The organism is Solirubrobacter phytolaccae (assembly GCF_027587195.1).
Classification (GTDB): Bacteria; Actinomycetota; Thermoleophilia; order Solirubrobacterales; family Solirubrobacteraceae; genus Solirubrobacter; species Solirubrobacter phytolaccae.
The window spans coordinates 15,379-30,242 of record NZ_JAPDDP010000001.1 but is presented as its reverse complement, the minus strand read 5'-3'; the positions used below and the strand labels follow the sequence as shown (position 1 = coordinate 30,242).

5 protein-coding genes are annotated in these 14,864 nt (G+C 69.7%); all 5 read left to right on the top strand.

The window, feature by feature from the left end:
• Positions 1-9: 9 nt before the first annotated feature.
• The 5 genes from OJ997_RS00105 (at position 10) to OJ997_RS00085 (ending at position 14,702) form a co-directional block, all read left to right on the top strand.
• Positions 10-7,281, top strand: coding sequence for a ThuA domain-containing protein (locus tag OJ997_RS00105; protein ID WP_270022934.1), 7,272 nt, complete (start codon positions 10-12; stop codon positions 7,279-7,281).
• A gap of 132 nt (positions 7,282-7,413) precedes the next feature.
• Positions 7,414-8,583, top strand: a complete 1,170-nt coding sequence (locus OJ997_RS00100) for an EAL and HDOD domain-containing protein (protein ID WP_270022932.1) — start codon at positions 7,414-7,416, stop codon at positions 8,581-8,583.
• Between the two features lie 32 nt (positions 8,584-8,615).
• Positions 8,616-9,257, top strand: a complete 642-nt coding sequence (locus OJ997_RS00095; RefSeq protein ID WP_270022931.1) for a hypothetical protein — start codon at positions 8,616-8,618, stop codon at positions 9,255-9,257.
• Between the two features lie 105 nt (positions 9,258-9,362).
• Positions 9,363-11,762: a CocE/NonD family hydrolase gene (locus OJ997_RS00090; RefSeq protein WP_270022930.1), complete on the top strand. Its 2,400-nt coding sequence runs from the start codon at positions 9,363-9,365 to the stop codon at positions 11,760-11,762.
• A gap of 219 nt (positions 11,763-11,981) precedes the next feature.
• Entirely contained in the window at positions 11,982-14,702 is a 2,721-nt protein-coding gene (locus OJ997_RS00085; protein WP_270022929.1) for a CocE/NonD family hydrolase, read from the top strand.
• The last annotated feature ends 162 nt before the right edge of the window (positions 14,703-14,864 follow it).

Genomic DNA, 14,864 nt, shown 5'->3' with positions numbered 1-14,864 from the left:
GAGAGAGCTATGGGTCGGTGCCTCACGGCAGCGGTCGCCACGATGGCGGCGCTGCTGGTCGTTCTCGGATGGAGCGGCGTCGCGTACGCGCAAGATCCCGTCGCGGCGGACTTCCAGAAGGTCACGCTCGACGACAACACGCAGAACCCGATGGAGCTGGACGTAGCGCAGGACGGGCGCGTCTTCTACATCGAGCGTGACGGTCGGCTGATGATCTGGAAGCCGAACACGCAGCAGACGGTCACCGCGGGCACGGTGCCCGTCACCACGAGCCAGGAGAACGGCCTCCTCGGCCTGCAGCTGGCGCCGGACTTCGCGTTCAGCAACTGGGTCTACCTCTTCTACTCGCAGCTGCCGGACAGCTCGAACACCCAGGTGGTGGCCCGCTTCAAGGTCAACGGCGACACGCTCGACCTCGCGTCCGAGCAGAAGATCCTGACCTTCCAGCACCAGCGCGGCCAGTGCTGCCACTCGTCCGGGTCGCTGTACTTCGGCCCCGACGGCAGCCTCTACATCTCCACGGGCGACAACACCAACCCGTTCGACTCCAACGGCTTCAACCCGATAGACGAGCGGGCCGGCCGTGAGGCCTGGGACGCGCAGCGCTCCTCGGCCAACACGAACGACCTCAACGGCAAGATCCTGCGGGTCATGCCCAAGGAGATCCCGACGGGCACGCCCGGCGTGGACACCACGTACACGATCCCCGCCGGCAACCTGTTCCCGGAGACCGCCGACGCGGACAACAAGACCCGGCCGGAGATCTTCGGCATGGGCTTCCGCAACCCGTTCCGACTGACGGTCGACCCCGAGACGGGCTGGGTCCTGATGGGCGACTACGGCCCGGACGCCAGCGCCGGCAACGCCAACCGCGGCCCGCAGGGCTCGGTCGAGTTCAACGCGATCACGAGCGCCGGCAACTTCGGCTGGCCCTACTGCATCCGCGACAACACGCCGTACAACGACTACAACTTCGCGACCTCGACTTCCGGCGCCAAGTTCGACTGCGCCAACCCGGTCAACGACTCGCCCAACAACACGGGCCGCACCACGCTCCCGCCCGCGCGCGGCGCGAGCGCCTGGCTGGCGTTCAACGAGACCGACCCGCGCTTCGGCGCGAGCCTCGGCACGGGCGGCGCCCCGATGGGCGGCCCGCGCTACCACTACGACCCGACGCTCGTCTCCTCGCGCAAGTTCCCGGCGTTCTACGACGACAAGTGGTTCATCGCCGAGTGGAACAACGGCTGGATCCGCACCGCCGACCTCAACGCCTCCGGCCAGATGACCGGCGTGCAGGCGTTCGCGCGCGGCACGGGCTACCGGCGGCCGATGGACCTCGACTTCGGTCCCGACGGCGCGCTCTACGTGATCGAGTGGGGCTCGGGCTTCAACGGCAACAACGCCGACTCGGGCGTCTACCGCGTCGACTACCTCAAGGGCGACCAGAACCCGACGGCGAAGGCCACGGCCACGCCGACCGAGGGTCTCGCCCCGCTGACCGTCGCGTTCTCGAGCGCCGGCTCGGCCGACCCCGAGGGCACCGCCCTCACGTACGCGTGGGACTTCGGTGACGGCCAGACCTCGACGCAGGCCAACCCGTCGCACACGTTCGCCGCCAACGGCACCTACCAGGTCAAGCTCACCGTCTCCGACGCGGGCGGCCTCACGGGCGTCTCCAACACCGTCGTGACCGTCGGCAATCGCACGCCGCAGGTCAAGATCGAGTTCCCGGAGAACGGCCAGATCGCGTCCTTCACGGACAAGATCAAGTACAAGATCTCGGTCACCGACCCCGAGGACGGCTCGACCGGCTCGGGCATCTCGTGCAACGACGTGATCGTCAAGGTCCAGCTCGGCCACGACGAGCACGCGCACGGCCTCTCCGACCACGTCGGCTGCGAGGGCACCGTCAACGCGGGCCTGACCTCCGGCCACGGCGCCGAGGCCAACACGTTCACCGTCCTGGGCGTCTCCTACACGGACAAGGGCGGCCCGGGCGGCATCGCGCCGCTGACCGGCCGCGCCGAGGCGATCCTGCAGCCCAAGACCAAGCAGGCCGAGTTCTTCGCCTCCGCGAGCCCCGGCGTGACGACGCAGAACACCGCCGACGTGATCGGCGGCGGCCTCAACGTCACCGGGATCGAGGACGGCGACTGGGTCTCCTACAAGCCGATCAGCCTCAAGGGCATCAACGCCCTGCGGTTCCGGGTCGCAGCCGCCGCCAACGGTGGAGCGATCGAGGTCCGCACGGGCTCGGCGACCGGCCCGCTCGTGGCCGCCACGCCGCAGATCGCCCCGACCGGCGGCAACCAGACCTACAAGACCGTGACGCTGCCGATCCCGGCCACGTCCGGGACGACCGAGCTGTTCCTCGTGTTCCGCAACGCGGGCGCGAGCGGCCAGCTGCTCAACCTCAACCAGATCGAGTTCGTCGGCCAGGGCGCCGCGGCCACCGCGCCGCCGCTCGTGTCCGTCGACGCGATCGCCACGTCCGGCAACGCGCCGATCACGACGGTCTTCGACACGACGGCGTCCGACCCCGACGGGGCCGGCGCGCTGACGTACGCGTGGGACTTCGGTGACGGCACCGCGGCGTCGACGCAGCAGGACCCCGCGCACGTGTACGGCGCGCCCGGCACCTACGTCGCCACGGTCACGGTCACGGACGCCGACGGCGGCGTCACCTACGTGCAGACGCCGGTCACGGTCGGCGCAGCCGTGGGCCAGTGCCCGACCGGGTTCCGCGACGACTTCAACGGCGCGGACCTCGCGAGCGGCTGGACCGTCGTCCGGCGCGACCAGAACCTGACCGTCGGCAACGGCGTGGTGTCGATCCCGACCCAGGCCGGCGACCTCTACACCACGACCAACACGGCCAAGAACATCGTGCTGCGGCCCGCCCCGAGCGGCCCGTTCACGATCGTGGCCAAGGTCAACCACAAGGGCCTCGTGCAGTACCAGCAGGCCGGCGTGATCGTCTACGGCAGCGACGACAACTACGTCAAGCTCGACCGCACGGCCACCAACACGGCCACCGCGACCAACACCGAGAAGTTCGAGTTCATCCAGGAGCAGAACGCCACCGCGCGCAACGCCACGCAGGACTACACGGCGAACCTCGCGTCGACGTTCCCGCAGGACTTCTTCCTGCGGATCAGCTACGACGGCACCAACCTGACCTCCGCGTACTCGACCAACAACGAGACGTGGACGACGGTCGGCCGCGCGTCGACGCCGCTGCCCGCCAACGCGCAGGTCGGCTTCTTCGCGCTCTCGAACGCGGCGACGACCACGGTCACGCCGACGTTCGACTGGTTCACGCTCGACGGCCCGAACGTGCCGCCGGACCCGAACTGCGTGCCCGGGACGGGCGCGAACACGGCGCCGGTGATCGGCTCCGCGACCGCGTCCAAGACGTTCGGCGTCGCCCCGCTGGCCGTCGACTTCACGGGCGCGGCGACCGACGCCGACGGTGACCCGCTCACGTACCTGTGGGACTACGACAACGACGGCACGATCGACGCGCGCGGCGCCACCGCCACGGCGGCGTACGGCGTGAGCTCCACGGCGAAGCTGACCGTGACCGACGGCAAGGGCGGCGTCGCCACCCGCACCGTCGCGATCGAGGTGTTGCCGGCCGACGACCCGGCCGCGAAGCTGCGGGCGCTCGTGTTCTCCAAGACGGCGAACTTCCGCCACGGGAACATCGGCGTCGGCATCACCGCGCTCAAGCAGCTCGGCGCCAGCAAGACCTGGCAGGTCGACGCGACCGAGGACAGCGCGTGGTTCAGCGACGAGATCCTCAGCCACTACGACACGGTGATCTTCCTCTCGACCACCGGTGACGTGCTCACCGACACCCAGCAGGCGGCGTTCGAGCGCTACATCCGCGCGGGCGGCGGCTACGCCGGCATCCACGCCGCCGCGGACACCGAGTACGGCTGGCCGTGGTACGGGCAGCTGGTGGGCGCGTACTTCCGCAACCACCCGAACGGCACGCCTACGGCGACGATCGTCCGCGAGGACAAGACGGACCCGTCCACCGCAGCGATCCCTGATCGGTGGAGTCGCACTGACGAGTGGTACAACTACCAGTCGCCGGTCAACCCCGTGGTCAACGGCGGCGGCACCGACTACAGCCCGCGCGCCAACGCGAACGTGCACGTCCTGCTGACGATGGACGAGTCGACCTACGCCGAGGCGGACGGGACCGATTCCACCGACGACGATCACCCGATCGCCTGGTGCCAGCGCTACGACGGTGGCCGCTCGTGGTACACGGGCCTCGCCCACACCGACGCGTCGTTCACGGACGCGACGATGCTCAGCCACCTGCAGGCCGGCATCGAGATCACGGCCGGCGTCACGCCGTCCGCCGCCTGCGGCAAGGCGCCGCAGGCCAACCAGAACCCGACGGTCGTCGCCACGCGCACGCCCACGGGTGACGTGACCACGGGCACGAGCGTCGAGTTCACGGCCACGGCCTCGGACCCCGACGGCGACGCCCTGACCTACGCCTGGGACTTCGGCGACGGCGCCAACGCGAGCTCGGCCTCCCCGGCGCACGCGTTCGCCACCGCCGGCACCTACGCGGTGAAGGTGACGGTGTCGGACGGCAAGGGCGGCACGGCGACGGCGACGGTCAACGTCGTGGTCACCCAGGCCAACCGCGCCCCGACCGTCACGGCCGCGCGCACCCCGACGGGTGACGTGGCCACGGGCGCGCCGATCGCGTTCAGCGCGACCGGCACCGACCCGGACGGCGACACGCTCACGTACGCGTGGGACTTCGGCGACGGCGGCAGCTCCGCGCTGGCGAACGTCTCGAAGACCTACCTGACCGCGGGCGACTACGCGGCCAAGGTGACCGTCTCCGACGGCAAGGGCGGCACGGCGTCCGCGACGGTGAACGTCAAGGTCACCGGCGCCACCTGCACGGCCGGCTACCGCGACGACTTCAACGGCTCCGCCCTCGGCGCCGGCTGGAGCATCGTCCGTGGCGACGGCACGCATTCGGTCGCGAACGGGCTGCTGAGCATCCCGACGCAGGCCGGCGATCTCTACCAGACCACCAACACCGGCAAGAACCTCGTGCTGCGCCCGGCTCCGTCCGGCGCCTTCACGATCACGACGAAGGTCAACCACAAGGGCCTGGTCCAGTACCAGCAGGCCGGCCTGATCGTCTACGGCAACGACGACAACTACGTGAAGATCGACCGCACGGCCACCAACACGGCCACGGCGACCAACACGGAGAAGTTCGAGTTCATCCAGGAGGTCGCCGCCACCGCGCGCAACGCCTCGCAGGACTACACGGCGAACCTGGCCGCGACGTTCCCGCAGGACTTCTACCTGCGGATCGTCTACAACGGCACGAACCTCGTCGGGTCCTACTCGACGGACGGGACCGCCTGGACGACCGTCGGCCGCGCCTCCACGGCGCTTCCGGCCAACGCCCAGATCGGCGTGTACGCGCTGTCGAACGCGGCCACGACGCAGGTCACGCCGACGTTCGACTGGTTCAGCGTCGAAGGCGCGAACGTGCCGCCGACGTGCACGAACACGAACCCGACGGTGACCGCCGCGCGGACGCCGACCGGGAACGTGCGCGTGGGCGTGCCGGTGGCCTTCACGGCCACGGGCGCGGACGCCGACAACGACAGCCTCACGTACGCGTGGGACTTCGGGGACGGCACCACGTCGACCGAGCAGAACCCGACCAAGACGTTCACCACCGCCGCCACGCGCACCGTCAGGGTGACCGTGTCCGACGGCAAGGGCGGGACCGCTTCCGCGGAGCTGCCGGTGACCGTCCAGGCCAACCGCAACCCGACCATCGGCGCCGCCACCGTGGCCACGCCGCAGGCCGGGATCGCGCCGCTCGCCGTGACCTTCACGGGCGCGGCGACCGACGCCGACGGGCACACCGTCAGCTACAGCTGGGACCTCGACGGCGACGGCACGTTCGAGACCACCACCAAGGACGCGGCGTTCACGTACGCCCAGCCCGGGACCTACTCCCCCGTGCTGCGCGTGACCGACCCGTTCGGCGGCGTGGCGACGCGCACGCTGACCGTCAACGTCCTGCCGGCCGAGCTCGACCCGGCCGCGAAGTTCAAGATCCTCGTCTACTCGCGGACCGCGGGCTTCCGCCACTCCTCGATCGACGAGGGCATCACGGCGATCAAGAAGCTCGGCACGGACAACGGCTTCGCGGTCGACGCGATCGAGGAGCCGTCGCTGTTCACGGACGCGTTCCTGAACCGCTACGACGCCGTGGTCTTCCTCTCGACCACGGGCGACACGCTCCCGGACGTCGCGCAGCAGCAAGCGTTCGAGCGCTACATCCAGTCCGGGCACGGCTACGTCGGCATCCACGCCGCGTCCGACACCGAGTACACGTGGCCCTGGTACGGCCAGCTGGTGGGCGCGTACTTCCGCAACCACCCGAACGGCACGCCGACGGCGACGGTCGTCAACGAGGACCACGACCACGCCTCCACTGCAGGGATTCCTGCGCGCTGGACGCGCGTTGACGAGTGGTACAACTACCAGTCGCCGATCAACCCCGTGGTCAACGGTGGCGGCACGGACTACAGCGCCCGCGGCACCGAGGGCGTCCACGTGCTGCTGACGATGGACGAGTCCACCTACGCCGAGGCCGACGGCTCCGACGGCGTCGACGACGACCACCCGATCGCCTGGTGCCACCGCTACGACGGCGGTCGCGCCTGGTACACGGGCCTGGGTCACACCGAGGCCTCCTACCTGGACCCGGTGTTCCTCGGGCACCTGCTCGGCGGCCTGCAGGTCGCGGTGGGCATCACGAGCGACCCCGCGTGCGGCGTCGTGGAGACCGAGGTCGAGGGCGGGCTCTCCGGCAGCGTGCCGCAGACGCTCGCGCTCACGCTCGACGCGCCGGGCTCGTTCGGCACGTTCGTGCCGGGCGTCGAGAAGGAGTACTCGACGAGCATCAACGCCACGGTCATCTCGACCGCCCAGGGCGCGACGCTGTCCGTCCGGGACCCGAGCTTCACGGCCACCGGCCGGCTCGTGAACCGGACCAGCGCACTCGCCCAGCCGCTGCGGGCCGGCGTCGGTGACGCGTTCGCCCCGCTCAAGGCCGATCGCACGCCGCTGCTGCTGCGCAGCTACGCGGGACCGGTGAGCAACGACAAGACGACGATCGGCTTCAAGCAGTCGATCGGCGCCAATGAGCCGCTGCTGACCGGCGCCTACGGGAAGACCCTGGTCTTCATGTTGGGCACGACCACGCCGTAAACCTGTGTGCGGGCGCGGATCCCGGTATGGGGTCCGCGCCCTACACTGCGCCCCTGTCCTCCCGTCGATAGGTGGTGTATGTCTCACAGCAGCGCTCGGTTTGCCAGGGAGACGAACGAACGTGCCGCCGCGGTGGTCGTCGCCCGTCAGCCGATCCTCGACCATGTCGAGCGGATCGTCGGCTTCGAGCTGCTCACACCTCCCGAGGCGCATCCGCACGAGGCCACCGCGATGATCCTGGCGCAGGCGATCGCCGACATCGGCCTGCACAAGCTCGTCGGTGACCGGCCCGCTCACGTGGACGTCACGCGCGAGTTCCTGCTGCTCGTGAACCCGCTGCCGCTGGACCCCGAGCGCGTCGTGCTCGAGCTGCCCGCCGACGACCACGTCGACGGCGAGCTGCTGACGGTGCTGCGCGAGGTGCGCGCCGCGGGCTTCCGGCTCGCGCTCGACGGCTACCGCGAGGCGACCGCCTCCGACGCGCTGCTCGACCTCGCCGAGAGCGTCAAGATCGACGTGCGCGGCCGCTCCGAGGAGGAGATCGAGGCCGACGTCAACGCCGCGCGCGGGCGCGGGCTGAACGTGATCGCCAACGGCGTGCCGGACCGCCAGGTCTACGGCTTCTGCCGCGGGCTCGGGTTCGACGCCTTCCAGGGCCAGTACTTCGCCGAGCCGGTCGTCGTCCAGGGCACGTCCGTGCCGACCTACCGGCTGCGCGCGCTGTCGATGCTCGCCGCGGGCGAGGCGGCCACGTTCGAGCAGCTCGAGCGCGTCGTCGCCGAGGACCCGGGCCTCTCGCTCAAGCTCGTCAAGCTCGCGAACTCGGCCTTCTACGGCGGCCGCCATCCCGTCGGCACGATCAAGCAGGCGCTGATGGCGCTCGGCACCTCCACCGTCCGCCGGTGGGCGGCGCTGCTCGTGCTCGCCGGCATCAACGACCGCCCGAGCCACCTGCTGGAGACCGGCCTGCTGCGCGCGCGCCTGTGCGAGCTCGTGGCCGCGCGCACCGACGGCGCCGAGGCCGACCGCGGGTTCACCGTCGGGCTCTTCTCGGTCGTGGACGCGCTGCTGGGGCTGCGGATGCCCGACCTGCTGGCCGAGCTGCCGTTCGACGAGCGCACCACGCGCGCGCTCGGCGAGCACGAGGGGCCCGAGGGCAAGGTCCTTGCCGGCGTGCTGGCCTACGAGGCCGGCGAGTTCGAGAAGTGCGTCGCCTCCGGGGTCAGCCTGGTGGACATCGCGCACGCCTACGGCGAGGCCCTGGACTGGACCGACGGGGCCCTGGTCCAACTCAGTAACTAGCGGTCGCCGGGCATGCTCGTTTAATACGTCGCATGTCCCAGCCGCCGCGCAGCGTGAAAATCGGAGACAACGAGCGGGGCGGCTGGTCTTCGGACCGCCCGCGCCGGGCCGGTGAGCCCGAGCGGCCGCCCCGCAAGCAGGACGTCTCCGTCCGCGGGCGGGTGCTCTCCCCCACCGACCGCATGCGCTACAACCCCGGCTCGCTGGTGGTCATCGCGTGCGCCGACCGCGACCTGCGTGACCGCTTCGTCAAGCGCGTGATCGACGAGCAGAGCACGATCTTCTCGCTCGACAAGGTCCGTGCGTTGCTCGTGGGCAAGGTCGCGCCGGACGAGATCGACGCCAAGGCGCAGACGCTGCTGGACGCCGCCCTGGCCAAGCGCTTCGCCGCGGGCGCCTCGGTCGTGGTCCCGCTCGAGGGCCTCGAGCCGGAGGAGCGCGAGCGCTACGTGCGGCTCGCCGCCACGCACCGCCGGGCCCGTCACCTCGTGCTCGTCGAGGCCGGCAAGGACAGCGTGGCCGAGGAGGACCGGGCCGCGATCACCGACCTGCGCAACCGCCTGGACGCCGGCGAGCTCGGCCAGGAGGGCTTCATGACGTCGCTGCGCCTCGGCGGCCGGATCGTCGACGAGCTCAAGAAGATCGTCTTCTCGCCGCCGCCGTCGGACGACTGAACGCCCGGGGCGTGGAGTCAACTCCACGCCCCAGGTGTGTACATCACGTAACTCTCACGTCAACCTCACGACCTGGAGGGTTAGGTCGATTTCGACGGAGGGTTGATGGGACTCAAGTTTCGCGGTCTCGTCGCGGGCGCGTTGACGCTCGCGACGCTGGGCCTTGGGGGCGGCGTCGCGCAGGCGCAGAGCCCGACCGTGACCGTGGGGGCCGACGGCAAGACGGCACCGGTCTTCGATTACACGCAGGCGACCAAGGAACGCGTCTGGATTCCGGTCGCCAACACGGACACCGACAGCGACGGCGTGATCGATCGGATCGCGATCGACATCATCCGCCCGAAGGAATCCGGGCCGGCGGTGAAGGTCCCGGCGATCATCGATCCGAGCCCGTACTACACGTCCAACGGGCGTGGCAACGAGGCGCAGCGGATCATCACCAACGCGAACGGCACGCTGGATCGCTTCCCGCTGTTCTACGACAACTACTTCGTGCCGCGCGGCTACGCGTTCATCGCCGCCCACTCGCTCGGCACCGCGTTCTCGACCGGCTGTGTCAACCACGGCGGCCCGACCGACATCGCCGGCTTCAAGGCCGTCGTCGACTGGCTCAACGGCCGCGTCCCCGGCTACACGTCGATGACCGGCACGACCGCGAGCACGGCCACCTGGCACAACGGCTCCTCGGCCATGATCGGCAAGTCCTACGACGGCACGTTCGCCAACGGCACGGCCGCGACGGGCGTCGACGGGCTCAAGACGATCGTCCCGATCAGCGCCATCTCCGCTTGGTACAACTACTCGCGGACGGCCGGCATCCGCCACAACAACAACTACCCGAGCGGCCTCTCCAGCGGCATCGCCGGCGTGAACGCCGACACGGGTGCCCGCCCGCCGCTCATCCAGACGCCGACCGGTGAAGTCACCCGCCAGACGTTCTGTGGTCCGGTGCGCAACGCGATGGACCAGCTCGACGGTGACGAGCACGGCGACATCAACGAGTACTGGCGCGACCGCGACCACAACAAGGACGCGAACAAGGTCAAGGCGTCGGTCTTCGTCGTCCACGGCTTCCAGGACGACAACGTCCGCATGGACCACGTCGGCCTGTGGTGGGAGGCCCTGAAGGCCAACAACGTCCGCCTGAAGATGTGGCTGCTGCGCGCGGGCCACACCGACCCGTTCGAGCAGCGTCGCGCCGAGTGGGTCGACACGCTGCACCGCTGGTTCGACCAGGAGCTGCAGGGCATCAACAACGGCATCGGCGCCGAGCCGGCCGTGACGATCGAGGACGCCCCGAACGTCTGGAAGAACTACGCCTCGTGGCCGATCCCGGGCACGCAGAACACCGACGTGTTCCTGCGCGCGGGCGCTGACGCCGCGGGCGCCGGCACCCTCGGCGGCATCAGCGGCGGCTCCGCCGACACGCTGACGTTCCAGAACACGGGCGCCAACATCGCCGAGAACACGCTCATGGGCACGCCCGAGGGCCAGCAGACCAACCGCCGCGTGTTCATCTCGCCGGTGCTCACCAAGGACGTCCGCCTCTCCGGCACCGCCGTCCTGAAGCTGCGGGCCGCCCTCGGCACCGAGCAGAGCAACCTGTCGGCGGTCATCGCCGACATCGGCACCTCGACGCAGACCTCGCGCTCGGGTGACGGCGTCACCACGCCGGCCAACGCGCCGCGCACCTGCTGGGGCGCGACGAGCACGGACGCGAACCCGTGCCCGACGCTCGGCTCCACCTGCACCACCACCGGGATCGGCATCGACAACGCGTGCTACGCGGAGGCGACCAAGATCATCAGCGACGTGCCGCAGTGGCGCGTCACGCGCGGCACGCTGGACTCGCGTCAGCGTGAGTCGTACTGGTACGCCGACGCGAAGGCGGTCGTCCCGGGCGCGTTCAACGACTACACGATCCCGCTGCAGCCGACGGAGCACATCTTCAAGGCCGGCAACCGGATCTCGATCATCGTGACCGCGAACCTGTACGGCCAGGGCACGTCGGCCCAGCAGCCCACGCTGCCGTCGGCGGTCAGCGCCGCGCAGCCGATCACGATCGACACGCGCGCGTCGAAGATCTCGCTGCCGATCGTCGGCGGCACGGTCGCGATGACCGAGTCGGGCGCGTTCACCGACCCGACGGCGCCGGTCGGCGGCGTCGTCCCGGCCACGCTGAGCCTCACGCTCGGCGCGCCGGCGACGTTCGCCCCGTTCACGCCGGGCGTCACCAAGGAGTACACGGCGACGAGCGAGGCCAACGTGATCAGCACGGCCGGCAACGCGACGCTGTCGGTCTCCGAGCCCGGTCACCTGACCAACGGCGCGTTCTCGCTCGCCGAGCCGCTGCGCGTCGAGTTCGGCAAGTCCACGTGGGCCGGCCCGACCTCGAACGAGAAGGTGGGCATCACCTTCAAGCAGCTCATCAAGGACAAGGACCCGCTCCGCACGGGGTCCTACAGCAAGACGCTCACCTTCACGTTGAGCACCACTCAGCCGTAGTTCATCGGCGTCTCATTCCCCGGTCGTGCAGGCTTTCTGCACGGCCGGGGCGTGTTGAGCCATCCCCACGCCCAGTGGACAAATCGTCGAGGGCGGATCCGCTTACAACCCCTTAACGTTGCCGACAAGCCGTCAACGGAGGACGGCATAGGGTCTACAGCTGGAGGGCAAATGAGGATTGGGGTGAGAGGGCTCGCCGCAAGCGGATTGACGCTGGCGATGCTCGCACTCGGGGCCGGCGCCGCACAGGCGCAGAGCCCCGTCCTGGAAGACGGCAAGACGAAGGCCGTCTACGACTACAAGTCGGCGATCCGCGAGCGGGTGTTCATTCCCCAGCCCGGCATCGACCAGGACCACAACGGCAAGGACGACTTCATCACCGCCGACATCATCCGGCCGCGCGAAGGCAGCGCGACCAACAAGATGCCGGCCATCGTCGATCCAAGCCCGTACTACACGACGTCGTGCCGCGGCAACGAGGCGCAGTGCATGGCGGATTGGGACAACGACGGCGTCAACGACCGCTGGCCGCTGTTCTACGACAACTACTTCGTGCCGCGCGGCTACGCCTACGTGCTTGCGCAGATGAACGGCACCGCGTACACCGAGGAAGGCTGCCCGATGCACGGCGGCCCCGGTGACATCGCCGGCGAGAAGTCGGTCATCGACTGGCTCAACGGCCGCGTGAAGGCATACGCGCTGAAGGCGGGCACCAACACCACGCCCGACCTGACGAAGGAAGTCGTCGCCGACTGGCACAACGGCTCCTCCGCGATGATCGGCAAGTCCTACGACGGCACGCTGTCCAACGGCGTCGCCGCCACGGGCGTCGAGGGCCTCAAGACGATCGTCCCGATCTCGGCCATCTCCGACTGGTACCTGTACTCGCGTACCGGCGGTATCCGCAACAACACCAACTACCCGGGCGGCAGCCTGAACCCGACGGTCACGACGGGCCCGAGCCCGCCGGTCGGCGTCACGCTCCCGAACCGCCGCGCCACGACCAACCCGGCCAGCCCGGGCCCGTGCGGTGACGAGAACAACGACATCTCCAACGACGCCAACGCCGAGACCGGCGACGGCGACGCGCACGGCGACTACAACGTCTTCTGGAACGACCGCAACTACCTGCTGAACGCCAACAAGGTCAAGGCCGCCGTCTTCGCGACGCACGGCTTCCAGGACGACAACGTCCGCACGGACCACATGTGGCAGTGGTGGAACGCGCTGAAGGCCAACAACGTCCCGCGCAAGCTGTGGCTGCTGCGCGCCGGCCACACGGACCCGTTCGAGTCCAACCGCGCCGAGTGGGTCAAGACGCTGCACCGCTGGTTCGACCACTACCTCTACGGCGTCAACAACGGGATCGAGACCGAGCCCGCGGTGACGATCGAGGACGAGAAGGACACGTGGAAGAACTACGGCGACTGGCCGATCCCCGGCACCCAGAACGTCGACGTCTTCCTGCGCGGCTCTGACGCCGCCGGCGCCGGCACGCTCGGCGGCTCCGCCGGCGGCTCCACCCGTTCGCTGGACTTCACGGGCACCGCGGGCTTCCCCAACGAGACCACGGTCATCAGCACCCCGACCGGCTCGCAGGCCAACCGTCGCGTCTTCCTCTCGAAGACGCTGACCAAGGACGTGCGCATCTCCGGCACGCCGATGATCGACATCGTCGCCAGCGTCCCGGGCACGCAGCAGAACTTCGGCGCGGTCCTCGTGGACTACGGCGCCGGCACCCAGGTCACGCGCAACGGCGAGGGCATCTCCACGCCGAACGCGACGACCGGCCCGCGCACCTGCTGGGGCGACACGAGCGCCGGCGGCCCGGACTGCACCATCGGTCAGCCGTGCACCGCGTCGGTCCGCGAGATCGACACGGCCTGCTACCTCGAGGTCACCAAGCCCACGCAGGACGTCACGCAGTGGCGCGTCACCCGTGGCACGCTGGACTCGTCGAACCGTGAGTCGCTCTGGTACCAGGTCGGCACGAACTCGCCGCTGACGCCGAACACCGCGTACCACTACAAGTTCCCGACGTTCGCCACCGAGCACACGTTCAAGGCCGGTCACCAGATCGGCATCGTGATCGTCGGCAACCTGTTCGGCGGCACCGCCGGCGGCGGCACCTACCCGTCCGCCACGTCCGCCACCGCGGCGCAGGCGATCTCGCTGAACACGCAGGAGTCCAAGGTCTCCCTGCCGGTGCTCGGCGGCTACAGCGCGCTGGCTTCGGCCAGCGGCACCGACGCCGAGACGGTCGCCCCGACGCTGGGCGACGCCCCGGCCGACATCGCGACCGCCACGACGGACGCGTCCGGCACGACGGTCACCTACACGCTGCCGACCGCCACCGACAACGAGGATCCGAACCCGGTCGTCACCTGCGACCCGGCCTCGGGCTCCAAGTTCGCCGTCGGCACCACCACGGTCACCTGCGTGGCCAAGGACGCCAACGGCAACACCTCGGCGCCGAAGACCTTCAAGGTCGTCGTCCGCCAGGACGTGCCGGTCAACGGCACGGTCGGCGGCTCGGTTCCGTCCACGCTGACGCTGACGCTCGGCACCCCGGGCACGTTCGGCGCCTTCACGCCGGGCGTCACCAAGACGTACACCGCCACGACCAAGGCGACCGTGACCTCCACGGCGGGCGACGCGCTCCTGAGCGTGTCCGATCCGTCCGCGGTCGGCACGGGGCACCTGGTCAACGGCACGTTCGTCCTGCCGCAGCCGCTGCAGGGCCGTGCCCGCAACGCCGCCAACACCGGCACGGCGTTCAACAACATCGGCTCCTCGCTGAACCTCCTCGTGTGGAACGGCCCGGTCGCCAATGACGACGTCGACCTCGAGTTCTCGCAGCTCGTGAACTCGAACGATCCGCTGCGTACGGGCACGTACAGCAAGACGCTGACGTTCACGCTGTCGACGACGACTCCGTAGTCGACACCGGCATATTCGCCTGACGAGGGCGCCCTTCGGGGCGCCCTCGCTCGTTCTCATGGAAGTTTCCTAGTGACTTCTCTAAAGTAAGTCCCTGATGAAGGGTAAGGGCGACATGGGTGGGGATAACCCCCGGCGGCATGGCTCTCGACCCCACCTGCG